Origin of the sequence: Nonomuraea sp. NPDC049750, assembly GCF_040659625.1 — a bacterium.
In the GTDB taxonomy this organism is placed as follows: Bacteria; Actinomycetota; Actinomycetes; order Streptosporangiales; family Streptosporangiaceae; genus Nonomuraea.
The window spans coordinates 149,388-174,117 of sequence record NZ_JBFANB010000009.1 but is presented as its reverse complement, the minus strand read 5'-3'; the positions used below and the strand labels follow the sequence as shown (position 1 = coordinate 174,117).

At 69.6% G+C, this 24,730-nt stretch carries 20 protein-coding genes and 2 pseudogenes; 11 read left to right on the top strand and 11 right to left on the bottom strand.

Going from position 1 to position 24,730, the window contains the following annotated elements:
- The first annotated feature begins 50 nt into the window (after positions 1–50).
- From AB0J16_RS24650 to AB0J16_RS24640, 3 genes are read left to right on the top strand one after another with little or no spacing between them, the layout of a single operon-like run.
- Positions 51–752, top strand: a complete 702-nt coding sequence (locus AB0J16_RS24650) for a carbohydrate ABC transporter permease (protein ID WP_358543454.1) — start codon at positions 51–53, stop codon at positions 750–752.
- A complete protein-coding gene (locus tag AB0J16_RS24645; protein ID WP_358543451.1) occupies positions 749–2,728 on the top strand; it encodes an alpha-amylase family protein in 1,980 nt (659 codons plus the stop codon). Before AB0J16_RS24650 ends, AB0J16_RS24645 begins: the two co-directional genes overlap by 4 nt.
- Positions 2,721–3,398: an alpha/beta fold hydrolase gene (locus AB0J16_RS24640; protein WP_358543448.1), complete on the top strand. Its 678-nt coding sequence runs from the start codon at positions 2,721–2,723 to the stop codon at positions 3,396–3,398. The genes AB0J16_RS24645 and AB0J16_RS24640 overlap by 8 nt, the downstream gene beginning before the upstream one ends.
- Here the strand turns inward: AB0J16_RS24640 and AB0J16_RS24635 are convergent.
- The 3 genes from AB0J16_RS24635 to AB0J16_RS24625 all read right to left on the bottom strand — a co-directional run bounded on the left by AB0J16_RS24635 (position 3,388) and on the right by AB0J16_RS24625 (position 7,177).
- Complete coding sequence (locus tag AB0J16_RS24635) at positions 3,388–4,053, bottom strand: MarC family protein (protein WP_358543446.1); 666 nt, start codon at positions 4,051–4,053, stop codon at positions 3,388–3,390. The genes AB0J16_RS24640 and AB0J16_RS24635 overlap by 11 nt on opposite strands.
- A gap of 114 nt (positions 4,054–4,167) precedes the next feature.
- Entirely contained in the window at positions 4,168–5,442 is a 1,275-nt protein-coding gene (locus tag AB0J16_RS24630; protein ID WP_358543443.1) for an arginine deiminase, read from the bottom strand.
- Between the two features lie 205 nt (positions 5,443–5,647).
- Positions 5,648–7,177 carry a carboxylesterase family protein gene (locus tag AB0J16_RS24625; protein WP_358543440.1) on the bottom strand — a complete coding sequence of 510 codons (1,530 nt, stop codon included), beginning with the start codon at positions 7,175–7,177 and terminating at the stop codon, positions 5,648–5,650.
- A 68-nt stretch (positions 7,178–7,245) separates the two neighbouring features.
- On the opposite strand from AB0J16_RS24625, the gene AB0J16_RS24620 reads away from it, so the two are divergent.
- Both AB0J16_RS24620 and AB0J16_RS24615 read left to right on the top strand, forming a co-directional pair.
- Positions 7,246–7,845, top strand: a complete 600-nt coding sequence (locus AB0J16_RS24620; protein ID WP_358543437.1) for a helix-turn-helix domain-containing protein — start codon at positions 7,246–7,248, stop codon at positions 7,843–7,845.
- Positions 7,842–9,443, top strand: a pseudogene (locus AB0J16_RS24615) (CocE/NonD family hydrolase); the annotation flags it as partial. The gene AB0J16_RS24620 and the pseudogene AB0J16_RS24615, both read left to right, overlap by 4 nt.
- A gap of 54 nt (positions 9,444–9,497) precedes the next feature.
- Here AB0J16_RS24615 and AB0J16_RS24610 read toward each other — a convergent pair.
- Together AB0J16_RS24610 and AB0J16_RS24605 are read right to left on the bottom strand one after the other, a co-directional pair.
- Positions 9,498–9,611 (bottom strand): annotated as a pseudogene (locus AB0J16_RS24610) (cytochrome P450); the annotation flags it as partial.
- A gap of 59 nt (positions 9,612–9,670) precedes the next feature.
- Entirely contained in the window at positions 9,671–10,312 is a 642-nt protein-coding gene (locus AB0J16_RS24605) for a TetR family transcriptional regulator (RefSeq protein ID WP_358543933.1), read from the bottom strand.
- A gap of 556 nt (positions 10,313–10,868) precedes the next feature.
- Between AB0J16_RS24605 and AB0J16_RS24600 the strand changes: the two genes are divergently transcribed.
- Positions 10,869–12,698 (top strand): RICIN domain-containing protein, encoded by a 1,830-nt coding sequence (locus AB0J16_RS24600; protein ID WP_358543434.1) that lies wholly within the window; start codon positions 10,869–10,871, stop codon positions 12,696–12,698.
- Here AB0J16_RS24600 and AB0J16_RS24595 read toward each other — a convergent pair.
- From AB0J16_RS24595 to AB0J16_RS24580, 4 genes are read right to left on the bottom strand one after another with little or no spacing between them, the layout of a single operon-like run.
- Positions 12,667–14,376: a hypothetical protein gene (locus tag AB0J16_RS24595; protein ID WP_358543432.1), complete on the bottom strand. Its 1,710-nt coding sequence runs from the start codon at positions 14,374–14,376 to the stop codon at positions 12,667–12,669. The genes AB0J16_RS24600 and AB0J16_RS24595 overlap by 32 nt on opposite strands.
- Before the next feature lie 18 nt (positions 14,377–14,394).
- Positions 14,395–15,195: a carbohydrate ABC transporter permease gene (locus AB0J16_RS24590; RefSeq protein WP_358543430.1), complete on the bottom strand. Its 801-nt coding sequence runs from the start codon at positions 15,193–15,195 to the stop codon at positions 14,395–14,397.
- Positions 15,192–16,178, bottom strand: a complete 987-nt coding sequence (locus AB0J16_RS24585) for a sugar ABC transporter permease (RefSeq protein WP_358543428.1) — start codon at positions 16,176–16,178, stop codon at positions 15,192–15,194. The genes AB0J16_RS24590 and AB0J16_RS24585 overlap by 4 nt, the downstream gene beginning before the upstream one ends.
- A 4-nt stretch (positions 16,179–16,182) precedes the next feature.
- The gene (locus AB0J16_RS24580) at positions 16,183–17,433 is read right to left on the bottom strand and encodes a sugar ABC transporter substrate-binding protein (RefSeq protein WP_358543425.1); all 1,251 of its coding nucleotides are present in this window, start codon (positions 17,431–17,433) and stop codon (positions 16,183–16,185) included.
- 278 nt (positions 17,434–17,711) lie between these two features.
- On the opposite strand from AB0J16_RS24580, the gene AB0J16_RS24575 reads away from it, so the two are divergent.
- Positions 17,712–18,728, top strand: coding sequence for a LacI family DNA-binding transcriptional regulator (locus AB0J16_RS24575; protein WP_358543423.1), 1,017 nt, complete (start codon positions 17,712–17,714; stop codon positions 18,726–18,728).
- A gap of 109 nt (positions 18,729–18,837) precedes the next feature.
- Here AB0J16_RS24575 and AB0J16_RS24570 read toward each other — a convergent pair whose 3' ends face one another.
- Complete coding sequence (locus AB0J16_RS24570) at positions 18,838–20,562, bottom strand: MFS transporter (RefSeq protein ID WP_358543421.1); 1,725 nt, start codon at positions 20,560–20,562, stop codon at positions 18,838–18,840.
- 57 nt (positions 20,563–20,619) lie between these two features.
- Between AB0J16_RS24570 and AB0J16_RS24565 the strand changes: the two genes are divergently transcribed.
- Together AB0J16_RS24565 and AB0J16_RS24560 are read left to right on the top strand one after the other, a co-directional pair.
- Positions 20,620–21,216, top strand: coding sequence for an XRE family transcriptional regulator (locus tag AB0J16_RS24565; protein WP_358543419.1), 597 nt, complete (start codon positions 20,620–20,622; stop codon positions 21,214–21,216).
- A 142-nt stretch (positions 21,217–21,358) separates the two neighbouring features.
- Positions 21,359–22,189: a glutamate ABC transporter substrate-binding protein gene (locus AB0J16_RS24560; RefSeq protein ID WP_358543417.1), complete on the top strand. Its 831-nt coding sequence runs from the start codon at positions 21,359–21,361 to the stop codon at positions 22,187–22,189.
- Positions 22,190–22,193: 4 nt separating this feature from the next.
- On the opposite strand, the gene AB0J16_RS24555 is transcribed toward AB0J16_RS24560, so the two are convergent.
- Positions 22,194–22,904 carry a helix-turn-helix domain-containing protein gene (locus AB0J16_RS24555; RefSeq protein WP_357960600.1) on the bottom strand — a complete coding sequence of 237 codons (711 nt, stop codon included), beginning with the start codon at positions 22,902–22,904 and terminating at the stop codon, positions 22,194–22,196.
- Between the two features lie 99 nt (positions 22,905–23,003).
- On the opposite strand from AB0J16_RS24555, the gene AB0J16_RS24550 reads away from it, so the two are divergent.
- Complete coding sequence (locus AB0J16_RS24550; protein ID WP_358543415.1) at positions 23,004–23,957, top strand: NADP-dependent oxidoreductase; 954 nt, start codon at positions 23,004–23,006, stop codon at positions 23,955–23,957.
- Positions 23,958–23,989: 32 nt separating this feature from the next.
- Positions 23,990–24,670, top strand: coding sequence for an SDR family NAD(P)-dependent oxidoreductase (locus AB0J16_RS24545; RefSeq protein WP_358543413.1), 681 nt, complete (start codon positions 23,990–23,992; stop codon positions 24,668–24,670).
- Positions 24,671–24,730: the final 60 nt, after the last annotated feature.

The window sequence follows — 24,730 nt, the reverse complement described above, 5'->3', positions numbered from 1 at the left end:
TCTTCCCGCTGATCTGGACCGCCCTCGGCTCGTTCAAACCGGGCGTCGAGGTGCTGCTGCCGACGCTCTTCCCGAGAAACCCGACGCTGAGCAATTACGCGAGCCTGCTCGGCGGGGAGGATTTCTACCGGTACTTCGTCAACAGCGTCGCCATCGCCGTTTTCAGCGTCGCGGGTAATGTGCTGCTCTGCTCGATGGTCGGCTATGCGCTGGCCAAACTGTCCTTTCCCGGCAAGCGTCTCGTGCTGGGGGCGGTGCTCATCACGATCATGGTGCCGGGCGTGGTGATGTTCGTGCCGTTGTTCATCACCGTCAACGGTCTCGGGCTCTCCAACAGTTACGGCGGAATGATCGTGCCGTTCCTGGTCGGGGCGGGCGGTGTCTTCCTGTTCCGGCAGTTTCTCCTCGACATCCCCGATGAGCTGCTGGAAGCCGCGCGCATCGACGGCGCCGGGGAGTTCCGGATCTTCTTCCGCGTCGTGCTGCCGCTCTGCGGTCCGGCCCTGGCCACGATCGGGCTCCTGACCTTCATGTCCATCTGGAACAACCTGCTCTGGCCACTCGTCGTCGCACAGTCCAAGGAGCTCTACACGCTCCCGGTCGCGCTGGCGTTCCTCTCCCAGGGCGACGGCACGATCAACTACGGGGTGATGTTCGCCGGGTCCGTGCTGACCATCGCGCCGATCGTGCTGGTCTTTCTGTTCCTTCAGCGATATTTCATCACAGGCATCGCAACGACGGGAATCAAATGACCGAGTGGTGGCGGGAACCGTTCCAACTGTTCCAGTCGAACATCCGTATCCCCGACGGCGACGTGGACACCGACGCCGCGACCCGGCTCATCCAGCGGCTCGGCTTCGATGTATGGCTGCTCAACGCGGGCGGCATCTGCTATTTCTATCCGGTCACCGGTGACGCTCAAGAGATGAGCCCCGCGCTGGAGCGGCGTGCCTCGGGCGACCTGATCGCGGACGCCCTCGCCGACTGCCGCCGGCGCGGAATGCGGCTCGTGACCCGCTTCGATTTCTCCCGGCTGCCGAGCCGGTTCGTACAGGAGCGCCCCGAGTGGGCGTACCTCACCGCCGGCGGCGGGATGTGCGAGGCGGACGGACTGACCAACATCTGCCCGCGCAGCGACTATTACGAGAAGCGGGTGCCCGAGATCCTCGCCGACTTCGTCGACAGATATGACGTGGACGGCGTGTTCTTCAACTGGATGCAGTTCCCCGTCGCGTCGTACACCATGGATTTCTACGGCACGTGCCACTGCGGCCGTTGCCTGACCGCCTTCCGCGAGGCGTACCCCGATCTCGAATACCCCACGGGCTTCGAGCACGACAATCACGCCACCCTCACCGTGCTGAACGGACGGCATCTTCAGGCGCTGGCCGATCGGTACGCCCGGCTCGTCAAGACCCGCCCGCCCGGAATCGCGCTCTTTCTCGCCGACGCCCGCGCCGACATGGTGTTCCTGGAGACCAACAGCCCGATCTCGACCGGCCAGAGCTGGTGGGAGCACACGCCCGGCGAGCTCGCGAGCGCGCACAAGACGGCCCACCCGCACACCCCGGCGCTCGTCCACTCCTCCCAGAACGTCGGCCTGCCCTACCGCCTGGTCGGTGAGCAGCCCGCACAGTACGCGCGTTACTTCGCGCAGGCGCTCGCCCGAGGCGCCCGCCCCTCGGCCGTGGTGATCGGCAAGCCGACGACCGAGCATTTCTCCGCGTTCGCCCGATCGACGGCCGTGCTCGAGATCTATCGTGACAACCACGATCTGTACGCGGACCTGCGGCCGTGCGCCCCGGTCGCCATCGTGCGCCCGCCGGGCGGCACCGCGATGGCGGCCATGCAGTACCGCTCGGACTTCACCGAGTACCGGGGGCTGTTCGAGTCCCTCCAGCAGCGGCACATCCCGTTCGACGTCCTCGGCGCGGAGTACGCGCGCGAACTCGTCGAACGGCAGGCGCTCGCCCAGTACGCGGTGATCGCGGTGCCCGCCGACGCGATCACCACGCCCGAGCTGGCGGCGGCACTCCTGGAGTTCGCCGACGCCGGCGGCGAGCTCATCCTCACGGGTGACCCTTCCGCGCTGCTCGACGAACCCGCCGTGACGCTTGTGCTCGACGGCACCCGTCAGCTCGGCGGGCGTTTCGGCGCCCGTCCGGACGGACACTTCGGGGACCGGCTGCCGCTCCTCGGCACCTTCTGGGGCGTCGAAGGCGGCGAACACGACGGATGGCTGCTTTCCGAGCAGGCCCCCTTCGGTCCGCCCGAGCTGACGTACGGCAACGAGAACTTCACGCCCTACCCGCTCCGGGTGAGCCTGCCCCGAGGTCGCGGTCGCGTCACCCTGCTGCCGTGGACCGCCGGCACCACCCAGCGAGTCAGCGGGCTGAGCAGCGTCGCGGATTTCATCGCCGACACCGTGGCCGACCGGATCGGCGATGCGCGGATCTTGTCCGCCGAGTTCGCGACCAGCGTCGAGATCGTGGTCGGGCGGTCCGGCGACGCCCTCGTCATCCATCTCATCAACCATTCGGGCGGCCGGCCGGAACGGCTCATCGACCCTGTGCCGATCCGCGGCCGCCTGCGCATCCCCCATCGGGTGGCCGGCGATCGGCCCGTGGTCACGTCGCTGTCCGGATCTCCGTACGAGGTCGGCACCGAGACGGACGCGATCGTGATCGACATCGAGGTGGGCGCCGTCGAGGTGATCCGCGTTGACTGACGCGACCACGCGCGGCGTACGCCTCGACGTCGTCCGCTACGAACAGCGCGGCTACGGCGCCGGGGACGCCGCCGACGGGCCCTTCCGGCTGGACGACCTCGTCGATGATCTCGTTCACGTGCTCGACGGGCTCGGGCTCGACCAGGCGCACCTGGCCGGCGTCTCCCTCGGCGGGATGGTCGCCGCGCGGGCGGCCGCACGGCAGCCCGGCCGCGTACGCAGCTTGACGATCATCTGCTCCGCGCCGGTGCTCCCGCGAAGCTCCTGGATCGAACGCGCGGCGGCCGTACGCGGCGCCGGGCTCGCCGTGATCCGCGACACCGTCGTCAAACGCTGGTTCACCCCGGAGTTCGCGTCCGAGAACCCGGACATCGTCCGGCGCTACGGCGCCATGCTCCTGGCCAACGACGCCGAACAGTACGCGCGCGCGTGCGAGATGCTCGCGGCAGCCGACGTACGTGACGACCTCACCGACGTGACCGCGCCGACCCTGGTCATCGGCGGCTCGGCCGACGTCGCCACCCCTCCCGCCAGCCAAGAGCTCTACGTGGCCGGCATACCGGGGGCGCGCCTGCTGATCCTCGACGACGTCGCGCACATGGCGACGGCCGCCGTGCCCGCGAAGATCGCGCGCGAGATCATCGGGCACGCCGCTTCGTTCACTGGTTGAGGCGTGCGGTGACCAGGTCGGTGAAGCCGTTGGCGAGCAGGATGACGGCGATGGCGGTGAGCAGGATGCCCGCGATCCGGTCCAGGAGCATGGCTCCCTTGAGCGAGATACGCCGTTGGACGTGGCCGGACAGGTAAAGCGTCAGCCCGGTGACCACGGCGAAGCACAGGGCGGCGACTGACAGGGCGATCTTGTCGGTCATGTTGGTCGCCGCCGCCGAGGCGGCGACACCGAAGGCGAAGGTGGTGCCGCCGATGGTCAACGGGAAGGTGAGCGGGGTGTACAGGATGGTCTTGGGGTGCGGCGCCGGCTCGGGTGGCAGTGTGCTGCCCAGCTTCTCCTCTTCCTGGAGTTTCTCCAGCTCTTCGACGGCCCCGGCTTTGCCGCGCATCAGCGGGATGGAGGCATAGGCCAGGGCGATGCCTCCGGTGGCGGTCAGCGCGGCGGTGCTGATGCCGAGCAGCTTGAGGAGCGGCTCGCCGATCCACAGCGCCGCCAGGACGAAGACCGCGACGTTGACGGCGAGTCCGAGCGCCAGCCGGTTGACCTGTTTGTGGTCATAGGGCCGGACGATCGGCAGATAGGAGGCGAGCGCGGCGACGGGGCTGTAGAGCCCGAACAGGGCCAGGAAGAGAATGATTGCTGGATGGGTCATCGCGGTCCTCCCCGCTGCGGCGATGCCGGCGACCGACCCCATGGGCGGGAACGGTCGCGGCCGGTGGCGGGGGGATGGCGCGGGGACGGTGGCCCGCGCCTTTCGCTTCGGCTGCTAGATGGGGTCGCGCAGGATCGGGCAGGTCATGCAGTGCCCGCCGCCCCGGCCCTTGCCCAACTCGAAGCCCTCTATCTCGATGACGTCCACGCCGTGCTCGCGCAGCTTCCTGTTGGTGAACTCGTTCTTGTGGTAGCCGACCACGACGCCGGGCTCCAGGGCGACGAAGTTGCTGCCGCTGTCCCACTGCTCCCTGGCCCGCTGGTGGTCGTCCCCGCCGGTGGAGATGATGTCGAGCTTGCCGATGCCGAGCGCGTCCTCGAAGGCGGCGGCCAGGTTCGGTTCGCGGTGCACGTCGAGAGTGCCCGCCTTGTCGCCGGGCCGGAGCGAGTAGACCGCCGCGTTCTCCACGACCGGCGGGTAGCCGGTGGCCTTGTCGACGTCCAGCAGTGTGAACACGGTGTCGAGGTGCATGTACGAGCGGTGTGGCGGGATGTTGACCGCGAGCACCCTGGTGGCGGCCTCGGCGGCGAACAACTCCATGGCCAGGTGCTCGATCATGATCGGGCTGGTGCGCTCGCTGACGCCGATGGCGACGGTGCCCTTGCCGATCGGCATCATGTCGCCGCCCTCCAGCGAGGCGCGGCCGAAGTCCTCCTCGTCGAAGTTGCCGTCGTCGCCCATCGGCGGGTACCAGTAGGCGAATCCGTCGTCGGCGAACATCGGGTGGAAGTGGTAGATGATGCTCTGGTTGATCGTCTCCAGGCGGCGGGCGTGGTAATAGAGCGGGTTCAGCGAGACCCCGCCGTACAGCCAGGCCGAAGGGTCGCGCTGGTAGAGCGAGTTCGGCAGCGGCGGCAGGATGAACGAGCCGGTCTTGGCCATCGCGGTGACCAGGGAGCAGGCGTCGAAGCCTTCGCGGCTGGCCTGGGCCGCGGTGACGAACTCCTCCTTGGTGAGCCCGCCGATCAGGTGCTCGGCCAGCTTGTCCCCGCTCCAGGAGGCCAGCTCGGCGCGGATCTCGTCGACGAGTGAGGGTCCCACCGTCAGGTGGGTGACCGTGCGCTCCACCGCGTGCCGCTTGGCCTCGGGTGTGGCCTCCAGCGCCTCGGCGAGCAACTGCTGGTGGTGGAAGACCTCGATGCCGCGGCCGCGCATCATCTCGACGAACATGTCGTGCTCGACCTGGGCGCGGCTGACCCAGAGCACGTCGTCGTAGAGCAGGTCGTCCTTGTTGGCCGGGGTGAGCCGTTTGAGGCTGAGATCGGGCCGGTGCACGATCACCTGCCGCAGCGTGCCCACCTCGGAGTGGACTCCGTATTTCGTGCTCACAACGTCCTCCCATGCGCATCGGTAGCGGTGAAGGGGAGGGTGGCCCGCGCCTCGCGACAGCGGCAGTACGGGGATCTCCACCGCGTTCGGCATCATTCCACTGCGGTGACAGCTCCAATCCGCCGACGGCGATGCTTTGTCAAAAGGTTGAGGTGGCCGGGCAGGGCTTGGGCCGCCGCTCTCTGTCAGCTCATGACACGGGCCCTCAGGCGGTCAGCAGGGGTAGCGGCTCGAAGGTGTGGTCCTGCCACAGGCGGCGCGAGGTCTCCTCGGGGTAGGCGGTGACGGACGATGTGGTGTCGAAGACCTGGGTCAGGCGCTGCCGGGGGTCGTACGCGGGCCAGCCCGGGTCGCCCGTCGCGGCGAAGGTCGTCCAGGCCGTACGGATCTGGGCCGTCAGTGCGCGGGCCTCGGTGGTGTGCTCCGGACCGATGGCCACCGGGCCGAGGTGGGCGTCGTAGGTGCCGAACAGCAGCGGGCCGTCCAGGCCATGGCAGGCCCGCAGCAGTCCGCCCGTGCCCGGGGACTGCCAGGTCAGGTCGTACAGGTACGCCTGCCCGCCCCCGGCGACCTGGGCCTCGGCCAGGTGCAGCGTCGGCATGCGGAACAGCCAGTCGCTCTGCACGAGCTCGAACAGGTCCTCGGCGGACGCGTCCGGGAACGCCGCGCGGTAGGCGCGTTCGCCGTCCTCGCCCGGACCGTAGCGCCGCAGCGTCCGCGCCGCCTGCTCCTCGGTGACCTTGCCGAACAGGTCGCCGAGGAGCAGGAAGGTCCGCCACTCGTCGCGGTTGTGGCCGATGATCAGCTCCACGTCCCGTCCCGCGCCGCGGGCCAGTCCCTCCCAGGGCGTGGTCGGCAGCACCTCGCCGTCGACGACGGGAGAGTACAGGGACAGGGTGTGCGCGAAGGAGCCCCAGCGATCCTCGTTCTGCCGCATCTTGGCCGACAGCGCCTGGCCGACCGCCGGGAGTTCCCGCGGATCCACACCGGACAGCTCCTCGGCCGTCGGACGCAGGCCGGCCTCGGCGGCGATGGCCGCCCCGACGTCCCGGGCCAGGGCGCCGGACAGGAACGTGCCCGGCAGGCTCTGCCCGACGGCCCGCTGGAACAGGCCCGCCGCGCTCGGCATGACCATCAGCGAGGCGATGGACCCGGCGCCGGCCGAGTCGCCGAGGATGGTCACCTGGCCGGGGTCTCCCCCGAAGGCCGTGATGTTGTCCCGCACCCATTCCAGGGCGGCGACCTGGTCGAGCAGACCCCGGTTGGCGGGCGCGCCCTCGATGCCGGCGAAGCCTTCGATGCCCAGGCGATAGTTCAGCGACACGAACACCACGTCGCCGTCGCGGACGATGTGCCGGGCGTCGTAGCCGGGGCTGCCGGAGAAGCCGAGCTTGTAGGCGCCACCGTGGATCCACACCATCACCGGGCGGCGGGCGGCCGGGTCTGGGGCGGGCGTCCAGACGTTGACCGTCAGCCAGTCGTCACCCGGGCCCTTGAACGTGAAGAAGTCCCCGCCGCCGCGACCACCCATGTCCGTGTCCTGCGGGACCGGCGGGCCGAACTCGTACGCCTCTCGTACGCCGTCCCAGCGGCGCGCCGGTCGCGGCGCCTGGAAGCGGGCCGCGCCGAGCGGGGGTTCGGCGTACGGAATGCCGCGGAAGACGGCCAGGCCGTCCTCGGTACGGCCGCGCACGACGCCGGCGGTGGTGCGGACCTCGGGTTCGACTACGGACATCGCTGGGCTCCTTAAAACGACTGATTTAACAGTTGTCTATTTTCTAACACATGTCTAGGGTTGGCGCCGTGCAAGTCAGACAAGACCGCCGGGTGCTCCGCTCTCGCGCCGCGCTGATGGCCGCCGCGGTACGCCTGGTGTCCGAGCGCGGCACCACGGCCCTTCCCGTCGGGGATCTCTCCGATGCCGCGAACGTCAGCCGGCAACTGGTCTATCTGCAGTTCGGCGACCGTGACGCGCTCCTCGTGGCGGCCGCGGCCGACCTGGTCGAGCGGGAGCTCATTCCGGAGGCGGGCGACGACAGCGCGCCACGTCGCGCGCGCGTGCTGGCGATGGCCCAGCACTTCGCCCGGCACCGGCCCTTCTACCGCGCGATGCTCACCGGATCCTGCGCCTTCCCCATGACCAGGGCCCTGAACAGGCTGTTCGGCTCGCTCATCACCTCGACAGGCCTGCGGGAGGTGTTCGGCGATCTCGACGACGACACGGCACGGGACCTGGCGACGATGATCACCGGCGGCACCGGCGCGATCGTCAACGACTGGGTGGTCGACGCCGACGACCCCCTCGACCCCGAAGAACTCACCGACCGCCTGCTACGCCTCGCGACGGCGTATGCCCGCGGCCTCCCCGCCCTCGCCCCTTCCACCGGAAGGCACCCCCGATGAACCTGAACAGCCACCTCGTCCAGCGCATGCTGCGTCTGCCCCCGCCACTCACCAGGGATCTGACCGTCGAGCGCGACCTGCGTGTCCCGATGCGCGACGGCGCGGTCCTGCTGGCCGACCGCTGGACCCCGGCGACCGGCGGCGACGGCCTGCCGACCGCGCTCATCCGCGTCCCCTACGGCAGATCCGGTATGACCGCGGCGCCGATGGTCCGGCCGCTGGCCGAGCGCGGCTTCCAGGTCCTCATCCAGAGCACCCGTGGCACCTTCGGCTCCGACGGCCCGTTCGACCCGCTGCGCCGCGAGCGCGAAGACGGCCTCGACACTCTGGACTGGGTGATCGAGCAGCCTTGGTTCGGCGAGTCGATGATCCTTGTCGGTGCCAGTTACAGCGGCTTCACCCAGTGGGCGGTCGCCGACGCCGCGCCGCCCCAGGTCAAGGCCATGATCCCGGGGGTCTCCGAATCGGCCCTCACCCTGGACTTCCTGCACGGGGACGCCTTCTCCCTGGAGACCCCGTTCGTCTGGGGCGTACAGGTGGCCGGCCAGGAGCGCAGGTTCGGCATGCTGCGCCAGATGCTGGGCGGGAAGCTAGGTGGTGAGAGGAAGAAGGTCCAGCGCGCCCTGCGCACGCTCCCCTTGAACCAGGCCGACACCGCCGCGATCGGGCGCCACTACGACTACATCCAGAACATCCTCGTCCACGACGCCGATGGGCCGTTCTGGCGGGACCTCGACCACCGCCACCGGGTCGCGGACATCACCGTGCCGGTGAGTACGGTCGGCGGCTGGTATGACATCTTCCTGCCCGGCCAGCTCCGCGACTACCGCGCTCTGCGGAACGCTCGTCTCACCGTCGGCCCCTGGGCCCATATCTCCATGGGCGTGGGCCACACCTACACTGCCGAGGCCCTCGACTTCGGCCTGGCCCTGGCCAGAGGCGAGCAGCCGGCCGAGCGCGCCCCGGTACGCCTGTTCGTCATGGGCGAGGACAAGTGGCGCGACTTCCCGTCCTGGCCGCCGCCGGGGTACGAGCCCCAGCGCTTCCATCTTCAGCCGGACGGCGCCCTCGGCACCGAGGCACCCGCCGATTCCTCCCCTGACGGCTACCGCTACGACCCGGCCGACCCCACCCCCGCCGTCGGCGGCGTCCGCATGGCCTTCGGCGAGAAAGCCGGGCGCGTCGACAACACCGCCCTCGAGGCCCGCCCCGACGTCCTCACCTACACCACTGCCGCGCTGGACGGCGACGTCGAGATCATCGGCGACGTCAGCGCCGAGATCTTCTTCCGTTCCAGCCTCCCCTTCGCCGATGTCTTCGTCCGGCTGTGCGATGTCGACGCCGACGGCCGCTCGACCAACGTCTGCGACGGCCTGCTCAGCCTCACCGGCGCCGACGACACCCGCGCGGCGCAGGTGCGGATGTGGCCGACCGCGTACCGCTTCAAGCGCGGGCACCGCATCCGCGTCCAGATCTCCAGCGGCGCCTTCCCCCGCTACAACCGCAACCCCGGCACCGGCGAACCCCGCGCCACCGCCACCACCCTCCGTACCGCCGACCAGCAGGTCTTCCACGACCCGCGGCACCCGTCGGCGGTGCTCCTCCCCATCCGCCAGGTGACAAGTCCGGGCAATGACCGGCGCAAGCCCTGGTGCCAGTGGCTGACCCAGGCACTGGTGCACGCCGAACCCGAAGGCCACGTGGCGGCGGGCATCGCGCTGGATGTCCAACCGGTCCGGGTCGGTGAACGCCTCGGGGTCGCGGTCACCATCCGGCGCAGCCTGCCGTATCGCCTGGTCGGCGGGCTGGGCAGACGGCGGGCCGGTTACGAGCGGGGTGTCACCGGGGCCTGCCACAGGCCGACGATCGCGTCGATCAGGCTGGTGGCCAAGTCGTCCCAGGTCGGATGGAGGGTGGGCGCGTCGTCGACGAGGGCGCGTTCCCGCTCGACGCACATCTGCACGATGAGGTGGCGGGCCATGGTGACGCGTTCGCGGCGGATCTCGTCGGGCAGGGCGGGCAGGGACCGGGCCAGGCCGTCCCGGAACAACCGCAAGATCGGGGCGGCCGTCAGGGCTTCGTCGACCATGACCGCGTTGAGCGCGGGGTCGGCCATGACCTGCGCGGTGAACCGGGCGTACCAGGTGGGGCTGCCCAGGGTCTCCAGGTGTTCGGCGAAGGGGCGGACCAGGCACGACGCCCAGTCCCGCGGGTCGGCGGAGTCGCCGATGCCGGTCATCATGCGTTCGCGGATGCGCTCGATATGCCCGGCGTGCTTGCGGGCGATCGCGCGGATCAGGTCGGCCTTGGTGCCGAAGTGGTAGCTGACCGCGGCGTTGTTGCCCTGCCCGGCGGCCTCGCTGATCTGGCGGTTGCCGACGGCGTGCACCCCGCGTTCGGCGTACAGCCGCTCGGCCGCGGCGAGCAGGGCTTCCCGCGTCGCGCTGACCTGCTCGTCTCGTGTCATCTTCATGATCGTCGTCTTCTACCGCACCGGGACTTCGCGCAGCCCGCGACGGCCGAGTCCCTCAGGTCGTCGCAGGTCCTCGGCCGTGCACGGCGAGGCGTGATGGAAGGACAGCTTATGCAATAGGCCGATCAACGGCCCTACCCGCCGTTTGACAGCCACCCATCCCTCGCTAAACTTTAAATCAATCGCTTGATTTAAACAGATGACGGACGTCCAGCAGGCCGCCATGGTCTGCCCCGCCCTGGCCATCACCGTCGAGGAATGACCCCTGCGCCCACGCGCGTCCAGGGCTCCGTCGCGGGCGACTCCCGGATGGCGTCCACACCGTGATCGGGTGGCCCGAAGACCGTGTCTCCACGGCGGTCAGCGATCCTGACCGCCGTGGCCCGCGTGAAGAACGCGGGACATGAAGACCATTGACACACCTTCGATGCCGGATCTACGCTCCGGTCGAATCGATTCGTTATAGCCCTCCAAAAGCGTCCTTGCGATGGGCGAAAGCCCGGCTATACGCACGGGCCCAGCTGTCGAATTGATTCCGAAGGAGCCGCACATGTTCACGGCAACCCCACGACCGCCCGGTAGACGGCTCGCTCGCGTCTCCGGACTCCTGGCCGGGATGCTCATCGCCTTCACCGTCCCGGCGCCGGCCCACGCCGCGGACGAATCCATCAGCATCGACTTCGCCACGGCCGGCGGCGCCCCTACCTACCGCGCGTCCGGGTGGATCTACGGCATGACGGAGAACGCGTCCGGACCGGCGGATCACTTCTACCGTGACGTCAAGTTCCGGTACATGCGCGCCGGTGGCGCGCAGCTCGGCTCCCCCGGCGGCTGGGTGTCGGGCGCCTACGACCGCAGGTGGAACGCGACGCTGGCCCAGGCCCGGCGGACGATCTCGCTGGGCGGCCAGTTCATCATCCTTCCGCATGATTTATGGGGCGCGGACGGGTACCCGATCTCCCGCTTTCCGGGCGACAACGGCAACTGGTCCGACTACGACGCCTTCCTCACCCGCCTGATCAACGACGTACGAACCGCCGGAATCACCGTTCAGTGGGACATCTGGAACGAGCCGAACATCTCCCTGTTCTGGAACCGCCCGCAAGCCCAGTACTTCGAGCTGTGGCGGCGCAGTTACCAGCGCATCCGGGCCGCCTTCCCGAACCAGCTGATCGTCGGACCGAGCTGCGCCTGCGTGCCCTCCACGACGAACGCCTGGTGGAACGGCTACCTCGACTTCGTCCGCGCCAACAACGTCATCCCCGACATCGTCAGCTGGCACTCCCTGCCCGGCGACCCGGTGGCCAACGTGGCGGCCGCCAACGCCACCCTCGACCCGCGCGGCATCCCGCACCCGCGCCCGTACCAGATCAACGAGTACGGCGCGTCCAACGAGCAGAACCCGGGAGACGGGTCGTGGTACATCGCCCGGCTGGAGCGCGCGGGCGCCGACGGGTTGCGCGCGAACTGGGCGAGCGCCGGCAACCTGCACAACGATCTGGGCAACCTGCTCGTCCGCGACAGCGCCGGCCGGCACCTGCCCAAGGGCGAATGGTGGGTCTACCGCTTCTACGCCTCCCAGAGCGGCCAGATCGTCTCGACGACCCCGAGCGCCGCCTACGACGCCTTCGCCACCAAGACGGCCGGCGTGGCCAAGATCCTGGTGGGCGGGGGCGGGACGACCGGCAACATCGCCGTCGGTCTGCGCCGTCTCGACACCACCAGCGGCATCGTGCAGAACAACCAGGTCCGCGCGCTCGTGCAGCGCGTCCCGTACAATGGCGGCGGCGCGGTCCAGGGGCCGATCACCGTGCAGAACACGGTCCTGACGCTGTCGGGGAACGCGATCACACTGAACCTGCCGCACACCAACGCCGACGACACGTTCACCGTCACCCTGCTGCCGCCGTCGGACGGCGGCTTCCAGTCCGTGGCGGTCGCGCAGCACTCCCAGCAATGCCTGGACAACACCGACCTGAGCACGGCCGACGGCAACGTGCAGCAGCAGTTCCCCTGCGAGGGCGGCGACCAGCAGCTGTGGAACTTCCGGCCGGTGACCGGCGTGAGCGGCACGTACACACTGGTCAACCAGCAGAGCGGGAAGTGCCTTGAGGTGAACGCGGCGGCCACCACCGACGGCGCGCCGGTGAGCCAGCGGACCTGTGCCGATGGGGCGCAGAACCAGCAGTTCGCCCTGCGCAAGGTGACCTACGGGGGCAATGATCCCCGGGACTATCAGCTCGTCGCCCGCCACAGCGGCAAGTGCGTCGACGTCAGCACCATCTCGACCGCCCCCAGAGCGCCCATTCACCAGTGGACCTGCAACCCGGTCGGCCAGGCCAGCCCGCTCAACCAGACCTGGCGGCTCTGGGGCCGGTGACGGGTGCGGGCTTGGCACCCCGCCGCTCGTGGGCCGCGGCGAGAATGAGGTACGCGCTGGCCGTCCAGGTGTAGGCGCGGTCGCGCAGGCCGGCGCCGGTACGGGCGTCGAAGTTCTCCGCGAATCCCGATTTCTCGCACAACGCGCGGAATCGGGTGCTGATCTCGTCCGCCAGATCCGGGAATCCGGCGCGGCGCAGACCGTCCTCGATCAGCACGGTCGAGGGCGCCCAGATAGGGCCGCGCCAGTAACCGTCATCCTGGTAGTGCTCCGAGGCGGGCAGCTCGGTGGCGGGCCCGAACGCGGTCAGGTGCCGCTCGATCCGGGCGGCCAGCGCCGCCCGGACGGGTCGCGGCAGCTCCTCCCCCAGCACGATCGGCATGAGGTCGAGCAGGCTGGAGCTGGACCAGGTACGTCGTGAGTGCGCGCCGCGGGCGACGAATCGCTCGCCGTCCCACAGTTCGGCCAGGAGCGCGTCACGCATCCGGTCGGCCTGTTCGGTCCACTTGGCGGACGCGCCGGGGTCGGGTGCCAGGCGGGCCAGCTCGCGCATCTGCAGGATGAGGAAGGCGGCCAGGTCAGCGGTCTCGACGACCCGCTCGGGGTCGAAGGTGGTGGCGTTGTCCCAGCCGCTGTCGTTGCCGTGCTGATAGTGCGGCAGCTCACGGCCACGGGCACGGCGGGCGTCGAGCCAGAAGACGGTCCAGCGTTCCAGCAGCCGATAGACCTCGGCCGGGTCGGGCGCGGCAGGGAGGTGACGCAGGGTCCAGCCGTGGATGGGCGGCTTGACGAAGTTGTACAGAATCTCGGAGTGGGTGACGGAGTCGGGCAGCGCGCCGGCGGCGTCCTGGTGGTCGAAGGGCAGCCGGTACTGGTGCCAGGCCAGCTCCGGCAGGCCACCGGCGAGGGCGAGGGCGTTGAAGCAATGGTCCCAGCTCCACACCTTGTCCATCCAGTGCTTGGACATGAGCACGGCGGGCCGGGTGACGAACCCGGCGGGGCGGACGGTGGCCGACCACAGCACGTAGGCGGCCAGCTCGGCGGCGGGCGTGCGGTCGCTACGCCAGGGCGCGACCGCCGTGGCGAACGCGTCGAACTCCGCCCGCGCCGCCTTGGCGACCTGCTCGAAGGCGTCGCCGCTGGTGTAGGGGGCGCGGGCGGTCTCGTACTCCTCGATGGCGATCTCCCACTCGCCGCTGAGGAGGAGACCACGTTCGGCGGTGCCCAGCGCCTGCGTGCCGCGGTGTTCGACCTGCCCGCCGAGGAGCGTGATCCGGTAGCGGCGGCCGGTCTGGTAGACGGTGAAGACGTACGAGCCGTCGACGGGGTCCTGGTAGAAGTACGGGCCGCTGAACGGCGTCAGGACGGGATCGGCGGCCAGCAGGCGGAGCCCTAGGCCGCGGCCTCTGACCCGTACCGTGTCGGGGCCGTCGTAGGCGAGGTCGATCCGGCCGTCGTCACGGCGCCAGGTGAGCTGATGCGGGGTGGCCGTGACGACGCTCTCGGCGCTGGGGATCAGCCGCAGGATCGCGTGCATGCCGGTCTGGTGCGAGACCAGGTGCACGTCCTCGGCGTAGGTCTGCTCCGCCACCACGGGCGAGAAGCCGAACCAGGAGCCGTGGAAGCTGAACGGGATGTCCCGCAGGGAGAACACCGGGCCTGAAGCGGCGACGGTCATGGAGTGAAAGGTCCCTTCTCAGTCTTTGACGGCGCCCGCGGTGACGCCGGCGGCGACATAGCGCTGGGCGACGACGAGCAGGATGGTGGCGGGGACGGAGGCGATCACGGCGGTCGCCATGATGGCGTTCCATTCCTGGTTGTTGTTGCCGATGTAGTGGTAGATGCCGAGGGTGATCGGCTGGTGGTCGCCGCCCTGGTCCAGGGTGGAGGCGAAGATGAAGTCCGACCACGCCCACAGGAACGCGAACAGCGACACGGTGATGAGCGAGTTGCGGCTGACGGGCAGCACGATCGAGACGAACGTACGCACCACCCCGGCGCCGTCGGTACGGGCGGCCTGCAGCAACTCCTCCGGAATGCCGGACATGAACGTGGTCAGGATCAGCACCGCGAACGGCACGGCGAGGGTGGAGTCGGCCACGATCAGTCCGGGAACGGTGTTGAGCACGCCGCTGGACAGGAAGATGGCGTAGAAGCCCATCGCCATGATGATCCCGGGGATCATCTGCGCGATGAGCAGCACGAAGCTCAGCGCCCCGCCGCCGCGCGGGCGCAGCTTGGCCAGCGAGTACGCGGCCGGCGCCGCGAGCACCAGGGTCAGCGCCACCGTGCCGAGCCCGACGACCAGGCTCACCCCCAGGTAGGGCAGCTGCTGGTCCAGCACCGCCCGGTAACCGTCCAGGGTGCCGTTGACGGGGAACCAGTTGGTCCTGCGCATGTCCTGGTCGCGGGTGAACGACACGTTGATCATCCAGTAGACCGGGAACAGCATCACGCCGGTCAGCACCAGCCCGATCACGGTCTTGAAATGCCTCATGCCGGCGCCTGCCTTCGCTGTGCGCGTATGTAGACCAGGCCGAAGACCAGCGCCATGACGATGAGCAGGTTCCCGACGGCGGCGCCGGGACCGAAGGAGGGCACCAGGTTGCCGAACCCGAGCCGATAGGACCAGGTGGCGAACGTGGTCGAGGCCCCGCTCGGCCCGCCCTTGGTCATGATCCAGATGATGTCGAACACCTTCAGCGTGTAGACCAGCCCGAGCAGCAGCGTGATCGCCGACACCGGCCGCAGCAGCGGGAACGTGACCCGCCAGAAGCGCTGCCAGCCGTTGGCGCCGTCCAGCGCGGCGGCCTCGTAGATGGCCGGCGAGATCGCCTGCAGCCCCGAGTACAGCACCACCAGGTTGAACGGGATGCCGATCCAGATGTTGGCGATGATGACCGACCACAGCGACCAGTCCGGCGAGGTCAGCCAGTTCACCGGGCCGATGCCGAGCCACGACAGCGCCGCGTTGACCACGCCGGAGTCGCTGTTGAGCATCCACGACCAGGTCGAGGCGGACACGATCAGCGGCAGCAGCCACGGCACCAGGAACAACCCGCGCAGCGTGGCCGAAAGCCGGAAGTTCTTCAGGAAGAACAACGCCAGCGCGAGCCCGATGGCGAACTGGAAGGCCAGTGAGACCAGCGTGAACACCACCGTGTGCCACAGCGCGGGCCCGAAGGTCGCGTCGGCGAACACTCTCGCGTAGTTGGCGAACCCGGCGAACGGGGCATCGCCCCGCACGAAGGAGCGCACGGTGTAGTTACGCAGGCTCAGCTCGATATTGCGGTAGAGCGGATAGGCGTAGAAGACCAGCAGGTACAGCACGACCGGGGCGAGGAAGGCCCAGGCGGCCCACTGGCCGGACCGCGCGCGTGCCGCCCGGCGGCTCCGTGCCGCCTGATGAATCCGTGCCGCCCGGCGATTTCGTGCCGTCGTCCGGGCGGTACGCACAGGTTTCTGGATGGCTCGGCTCATGCTGCTACTGGATCGCGCTCGCCGCCGACGACTGCGCCGCCGCCATCGCCTCCTGGGGAGACTTCGACCCGCTCAGCGCCGCCTGCACCGCGCCCCACATGGGCTCGGAGATCTTCGGGTACTTGGTGCCCAGGTCGTCGCTGGTGCGGCCCTTGGCCGCCTTGACCGCCTCCACCCACACCCGCAGGTCGGGTGTGGCAGCCACCTGCTTGGCCTGCACCGCCTCCGTGGGCGCGATGTAGGACAGCGTGGTGGTCGTGGTGAGCGAGTTGTCGGCGCTGGTCAGGCAGGTCACCAGCTTCTGCGAGGTGGCGTAGCGGGCGGTGTCGGACTGTACGGGGATGCTGACGAACTCGCCGCCGGTGGGCGCGGGCGCGGTGCCGCCGCCCTTGGCGGGGACCGGGATGATGCCGTACGCGAAACCGGCCTTCTTGGCGTTGGCCAGCTGCCAGGTGCCGTTCTCGGCGAAGGCGAAGTCGCCGCTCGCGAACTCCTGCCAGCTCGTCGTCTGGGTGTTGTTGATGACCGAGTTGGGGGCGTACCCCTTCTTCAGCCAGTCGCTCCACAGCGCCACCGCCGACACGCCCTCGGGCGAGTCGAGCTTGGTGAGGTTCGCGCCGGAGCCCCAGAACCAGGGCAGGAACTGGAAGCTGCCCTCCTCGGTGCCGATCGCCGAGAACGTGATGCCCTTCTTGCCGGACGCCTTCACCTTCTCCAGCGCCCCGGTCAGCGACGCCCAGTCCTTCACCGAGGCGATGTCCACCCCGGCCTTCTTCAGGACGTCCTTGTTGTAGTACAGGGCGAGGGTGTTGGCGCCGATCGGGACGCCGTAGGTCTTGCCGCCGCTCTGACCGGCGGCCAGCAGGTTCGGCGCGATCGCCGTGACGTCGAGCTTGTTCTCCTCGGTGGTGGTGAGAACGCCTGCCTCGGCCAGCGTGGAAACGACGGGATTGTCGACGATGAGCACGTCCGGCGAGTTGCCCTGCTGAGCGGCCAGCAGCGCCTTGTTGGTCAGGTCGCTGGTGTCGTAACCGGTGCGCTCGACCTTGACGCCGGCATCGGTGCCGCACTTCTCCAGCAGCTTCACCCAATCCGAGCTCTTGTCGTACTGCGGATAGGGGTCCCAGACCGTGTAGGTCCCGCCTCCGGCGGCCGGGCTCGCGCTCGCCGAAGCACCGTTGCCGTTTTCGGGCGATGACGAGCAGGCGACCAGCCCGCCCACGGCGGCCAGGGCCGCCAGACTCGCGCCGGCCACACGCCGGCTCCTTGCCGCTGCTCTCATTGGGCTGACCTCCGCTGACAGGCGTTACGCGGCCGTCTCCCGGCCGGGTCGAATCGATTCGCCGAACCGATTCGCTGAAGATAGGCCCGCTTCCCGCGAGAGTCAATGGGAGGTGCGACTGGATCACCGGGATGTCGTGGGGGATGCGCGGCAGGCGGCATATCCTCGTCACGGACTCCGAGGACGTACCATCTCGTGAACCGGTTCGACCTACCATGGTCGCCGGGCGGCGGATCGGACGAGGAGCACGGGTGAACATCGGAGAGATCGCCAAGCGGGCGGGCGTGTCGCGCAGCACCGTCTCGTACGCGCTCACCGGCAAGCGCCCGGTGTCGGAGGAGACCAAGCGCCGCATCCAGGCCGTCATCGACGAGCTGGGCTACCGGCCCAACGCCGCCGCCAGGGCGCTCAAGGAGGGCCGCACCCGCACCATCGGCCTGGTCATCCCGCCGGCCAGCCAGCGCCTGACCGATATGCAGCTCGGCTTCGTGGCCAGTGTGGTCGACGCCGCCGCCCGCGCCGACCTCGACGTCCTGCTGTCACCCTCGGGCGGCGAGCACGACCGCTCCTTCGAGCGCGTCGTCACCGGGCGGCGCGTGGACGGCGTCATCCTGATGGAGATCCGGCTGGAGGACGACCGGGTGACCCGGCTGCTGGAGAGCGGCCCGCCGTTCGTCGGCATCGGCCGTACCCGCCGCCCGGAGGACATGTCCTGGGTGGACATCGACTACGAGACGCTCATCGCCAAGTGCGTCCACCACCTGGCCGACCTCGGCCACCGGCACCTGGCGCTGGTCAACCGCAACGCCGAGCTGGTCGCCGCCGGCTACGGGCCGGGCCACCGCGCGCAGGCCGGCTTCGATCGCGCCATCGCCGAACGCGGCCTGCACGGCGTGCGGGTCTGCTGCGCCGACGACGCCCAGGCCGGACAGAGCTGCCTGCGGCAGCTGCTCGCCGACCATCCGGAGCTGACCGCCATCGCCACCATCAACGAGGCGGCGGTGTCCGGCATGTACCGCGCGCTGGCCGAGACGGGCTTGACCGTGCCCGGAGACTTCTCCATCGCCGGTGTCGCCGCCCAGCACTGGGCCGAGAACCTGCACCCGCCGCTCACCGCCGCCGACGTCCCCGCCGACGAGATGGGCGCCCGCGCCGTCGAGCTGCTCATCCAGCGCATCGCCGACCCGGCCACCCCGCACCGCCACCTGCTGATCGCCCCGCCGATCTCGCTGCGCGCCACGACCGGGCCCGCCCGGCCCCGCGCCTGACGACACCGCCTGAGACTCACTCTGGGTCCGATCCGGCCCGGTCCGCGAGACGGCGGCATGTCGCGACCGTTTCCTGGCTCTTGACCACCGCGCCAAGAGACGCCTATGGTCAAGTCGAATCGATTCGACTTGCCTTTTGAGCACTCCCCCGGACAGGAATGGATTCCCGGCTGTCGTTACTGGAGCCCTGGGTACGTTGCCGCGGACCTCGCGCGAGAACGTAGACGAACAGGACCGCCATGACCGCCGCGCCCGCCCACATGGCCTGCTGCCAGCCGTCGACGAAGGACTCCTGGGCGGCTCGGATCAGCGCCCGCGCCTGGGGGCCGGCCCCGTCGGCGGCCGTGATGGCGTTGACGACGCCCTCGCGGGCGGTGTCGGCGCCCGGCACTCCGTCGAGGCGGGCGTCGATGGCGCCGCGGTATCCGGCGGTCAGGACCGCTCCGAGCAGCGCGACACCGAGCGCGGTGCCGAATTCCCGGGTGACGTCGTTGAGCGCGGACGCGGCGCCTTGACGCGCACGCGGCAGGGCGGTGGTGATGGCCTCGGTGGCGGGCGTCATCGTCAAACCCATGCCGAGTCCCATGGCGAGCATGCCGGGGAGGATCGACAGGTAGCCGCCGTCGACGGAGACGAAGGTGGCCATGAGGACCAGCCCCGCGCCACCCAGGAAGATCCCCGAGGCCATCGTCGAGCGGCCGCCGACGCGCGCGGCCACCCTCGGGGCGAGGCCGGAGGCGAACATCATCAGCAGCGCCATCGGCATGAGGGCCAGGGTGGAGCGCAGGCCGGACCAGCCGAGCACCGCTTGGAAGTACGGGAAGAGGACCACGAAGATCCCTGCCTGCACGCCGAAGACGGCCAGGAGCGACACGGAACCGCTCGCGAGACCTCGCTCGCGGAACAGGCGGACGTCGAGGAGTGGCGCCGGGCGGCGTAGCTCCCATGCCACGAATCCGGCGGCGGCGATGACGCCGACGAGGAGGCTCAGTAGTGTCGCGGGCGCGGTCCAGCCTCGTTCGGGACCCTCCTGGAGGAAGAAGACGAGCCCGACCACCGCGACCACGGACGACAGCGAACCGACGGCGTCGAACCCGTGCCCGGACGCCTCACGCGAGTTCGGGACGGATCGCAGCGTCATGGCGATGGCGACGACGACGAGCACGACCGGCAGGACGAAGAGCCACCGCCAGCTCGCCAGGTCGACCAGGATGGCCGACAGGTACATCCCCAAGATGCCGCCGCCGCCGGCGACGCCGGTCCACACGCCGATCGCCTTGGCGCGTTCCTCGTCCGGGAAGGTCGAGGTGATGACCGCGAGGGTGGCCGGCATGATCATCGCCGCGCCTACGCCGCTCAGGAAACGCGCGGCGAGCATGAGCTCCGACGATGTGGCAAGGCCGGCCGCCGCGCTCGCCACGCCGAAGACGAGCAGGCCGGCGAGCAGCACCGGCCGGCGGCCCCACCGGTCGCCCAGCGCGCCGAGCGGCAGGAGCAACGCGGCCAGAGTGAGGGTGTAGATGTTGATGAACCACAGGACCTGGGATTGCGAGGTGTCGAAGGCGACGCTGAGCTCCGGCTGGGCGACGTTCAACCCGGACACCGAAGCGATGACGGCCATGAGCGCGACGCAGACGCCGGCCAAGATCGTGCGTCGTTGCCGTGGGTCTTGGATGGTCGGGCCGGGGGCTTTCGCGCCTGAGGACGGGCTCGTACTCACGGGATTCCTTTCGTGAGGGCAGGGGGAATCGGCGCCGGAGCGGTGGGCTCCGGCGCGGTCGGATGGTGTAGTTACCGGCCATGGGTCGTCCCTCTCTGCGGGTGCGTTCCTCATGGTGCTGAGCGTCAAGGCGGTTGTGCAAACGCTGTTGCCAAATGGCAAAATGGCAGGATGGATGAAGCCATTGACCGCACTCTCGACGCCGTCGGACCGAGGTTGAAACGCCTTCGGCTGCATCGGGACGTCACACTCGCCGACCTCGCGGCGGAGACCGGGATCTCCATCAGCACCTTGTCCCGGCTCGAGGCGGGCCTGCGACGTCCCACGCTCGAGCAGCTGCTACCGCTGGCTCGCGCCTACGGGGTCACCCTCGACGAGCTCGTCGACGCGCCGCCGACCGGCGACCCCCGCGTCAACCTGCGGCCCATCTCCCGTGGCGACGGCGCCGTCATCCTGCCGCTGACCCGGAGGCCCGGCGGGATCCAGGCCTACAAGTTCGTCCTCCCGGCCGGAAGCGACGAGGCCGAACCCGACCTGCGCAGCCACGAGGGCTATGACTGGGCCTATGTCCTCAACGGAACGCTCCGCCTCGTACTCGGCGAACACGACCTCATCCTCAAGCCCGGGGAGGCGGCGGAGTTCGACACACGCACCCCGCACTGGTTCGGGGCCACCAGTGCCGGTCCCGTCGAGTTCCTGAGTCTCATCGGGAGACAGGGCGAACGCACGCACGTCCGCGCGGCACCGAGACCTGGCTCGGCCGAGTGAGAGAGCTCGGGGACCTCAAGCCCTAGAAACCACGTCCACCGTCATCATCTCGACCGGGTGCCGCCACCGCTGGTTCACTCTTGCTTCATCGTCCTTCCCTACCGTGGGGCTCGCGTCGGCAGGCCCGCACCCCGGAGGAGCGATGAGCGAGTTACTCGGCGGCCTCACGCGAGTCGCCGTGGCAGCGGCCATCACCCTGACATCGGCCGGGTGCGGGATGAGCGCCCTCCGCCATACCCCGTCCATCCTGGACAAGGACGAGCTGATCGTCGCGGTGAAGCCGGACCAGCCCGGCCTGGGCCTGCGGACCAAGCAGGGCACCTTCGAGGGCTTCGACGTGGACGTGGCCACCTATGTGGCCGGTCACCTGGGGAAGAAGGTCTCCTTCGTCGCCACGACGTCGGAAGGCCGGGAGGCCAAGCTGAACTCCGGCGAGGCGGACATGGTGGTGGCCACCTACTCCATCAGCCCACCGCGCAAGACGCAGGTGACGTTCGCGGGGCCGTACTACGTCTCGCAGCAGGACATCCTGGTCCGCAACGGAACGACGAACATCGGCGACGTACGAGATCTCGCGGGGCGCAAACTGTGCGAGGCCCAGGGCTCCATCTCCACGTCGCGGATCATTGAAGGCCGCGGTGTGGCCGCCGTTCTGGTCCCGGCCCGCACCTACAGCGAGTGTGTGGACCTCCTCAGATCCGGCGCGGTGGACGCGGTCTCCACCGGCGACCTGATCCTGGCCGGGTTCGCCGCCCGGGACAAGGGCGCGTACACCATCGTCCACGCCCCCTTCACGGAGGAGCGGTACGGCGTCGCCCTACGCCATGGCGACGTAGCCGGATGCGAGGCGGTCAACCGGGCCATCACCGCGATGTACCAGTCCGGAACGGCGCCCAAGCTTCTCCGCGAACACTTCGGCGCGACGGGTCTTTCGATATCCACCTCAGTGCCGCAGTTCGAAGGCTGCGCCTAAGAGGTCATCGGCGTTCCGCGGGGGCGCGGCTCAAGCGGATCATCGCCCGGTACAGGGCCGTCGGGGTGGGCGCGGGCGGCAGGGGCTCGGGATTCGCGGGGTCCGGGACGGCGTAGGACTGGATCATGCAGCCGACGAGCCGGCGCCACGCCTCAGGGGCCGCGCCGGCCGTGGCCGCGATGACACCGGCGTTGGCCATCAGGAGGATGACCAGGTCCTCGGTGGTGAAGTCGGGGCGCAGCCGACCGGCTTCCTTGGCCCGGACGACCAGCTCGCTGAAGCCGCGGTAGGCCTCGTCCCGTTTGGCCTCCATGGCCCTGGCGCTGGGAAAGGTCATGGTCAGCACCTCGGAGAAACCGCGATCCGCGGCCTGCATGCCGCAGACGGTCTCGATGTACCAGGTGAATCCATGCCAGGGATCGGGGTCGGCCAGCGCGGTGGCGGCGGCATCGGCGTACGTCTGCATGGTGTCGGCGAAGACGGCCGCGACGAGGTCCTCGCGGGCGGAGAAATGCCGGAAGAGCGTCGCGATTCCGACGCCCGCCTCGCGCGCCACGGAGGCCATCGAGGCCTCGATGCCGTCGCGCGCGTAGACCCGCCGGGCCGCGGCCAGGATGCGATCGCGGTTGTGCCGGGCATCGATGCGCAGGCCCTGGGTCGAAGGGTCTGCCGACGGGTCTGGGGAAGCGGGGACGCGGCGGGCGGCAGGGCTCATGAAGCCATCATACAGAATCGGAATGGCCTATCCGATTCTGCTGTTACGCTGCACAGAACAAACGGATAAGCCATTCCGATTAGTTGAGGAGAGTCACCCATGCGCGCAGTCGCCCTGAGTTCCGTCCCCGCGAGCCCCGCCGTCACCGAGGTGGCCGCGCCCCGGCCAGAGGCCGGTGAACTGCTGGTGAAGGTCGCCGCTTCGTCGATCAACGGCTTCGACGCGGCGACCGCGGCCGGCTACCTGCAGCAGATGATGGAGCACCGCTACCCGCTGATCCCGGGCAAGGACTTCGCGGGCACGGTCGAGGCCGTGGGCGAAAGCGCCGAGGGGTTCGCCGTCGGGGACCACGTCTTCGGCGTGGCGATGAAGCCGTTCCTGGGCACCGGCTCGCTTGCCGAGTACGTTGTCGTGTCCGCCGCCTACGGTGTGGCGCACATTCCCCAGGGGCTCTCGACCGCTACGGCCGGAGCGCTGGGACTGGCCGGAACGGCCGCTCTGGACAGCGTCGACGCCGTGGACCCGCAGAAGGGCGAGACCGTCCTGATCTCCGGCGCCACCGGCGGCGTGGGCGCACTCGCCGTGCAGGTCGCGGTGGCTCGCGGCGCCCGGGTGCTCGCCACCGCGCGACCGGGTGCGGAGAGCGATTTCGTACGAGAGCTGACCGACGCCGAGATCCACCTGGTGGACTTCACCGGGGAAGTGGAGGCGCAGGTGCGCGCCCTGGCCCCGAACGGGGTGGACGCGGTGCTGCACCTGGCCGGCGACGGCGCTCAGCTGGCGGCTCTGCTGAGGCCGGGCGGCCGGCTCGCCTCCACTCTCGGCTTCGGCCCCGACGCGGTCCAGGGTCAGGAGGTCAACGGTCATGAGGTCAGCGTCACCTCGGTGATGGCCGACCCGAACCAGCTCACCTTGGACAAGCTGGCCGCCGATGCCGCCACGGGCGCCCTGCGGGTGCCCATCACCGCCACCTACCCGCTGGACCAGGTCGCCCAGGCGTTCGCCGACTTCGGCACCGGCGCGCGGGGCAAGCTCGCGGTCTCCATCGCCTGAGTCCGCTTCCCTCTATCCCAAAGGAGTTGATCATGCCTACCCTCGCCATCGTCGGTGCCGGCCCCGGTATGGGCCTGTCCATCGCCAAGCTCTTCGGCGGACACGGCTTCGACGTCGCCCTGATCGCCCGGAGCAAGGACAAACTGGATGGGCTTGTCGCCGAGCTCACCGGCTCGGGCGTCACCGCGGCGGCCTTCCCCGCCGACATCATGGACCGCGCCGCCCTGGCCGCCGCTCTGGACCAAGCGGCGGCCCACTTCGGCGGCATCGACGTACTGGAGTACTCCCCCGCCCCGCACACCCCGGTCCCCGGCATCACCATGGCCGGCCCGCTGGAGGTGACCGTGGACAACCTCCAGCCACAGATCGACTACTACCTGTACGGCGCGGTCACCGCCGCCAACCAGGTGCTGCCCGCGATGCTCGAAGCCGGCGCCGGCACCCTCCTGTTCACCACGGGAGGCGGCTCCATCACGCCGAACCCGATGATGGGCAACATCAACGCGGCCGCCGCCGCCCTGCGCAACTGGGTGCTCAACCTCAACGGCGTCCTGGCCGAGCGGGGCGTCTACGCCGCGCACGTGGCGATCAGCGTCTGGATCGGCTCGAACGCGCCGGCGGGCTTCCCCACGGCGGAGGCGGGCGACATCGCCTCGGTCTACTGGGACCTGTACAGCAGCCGCGACCGGGCCGAACTGGAGTTCACAGGCTGATCGGGTTACTCGTGGGTGCTCCTGCCAGGAAGGCACCGGCCGTGCGGCCAGGACGGTGGT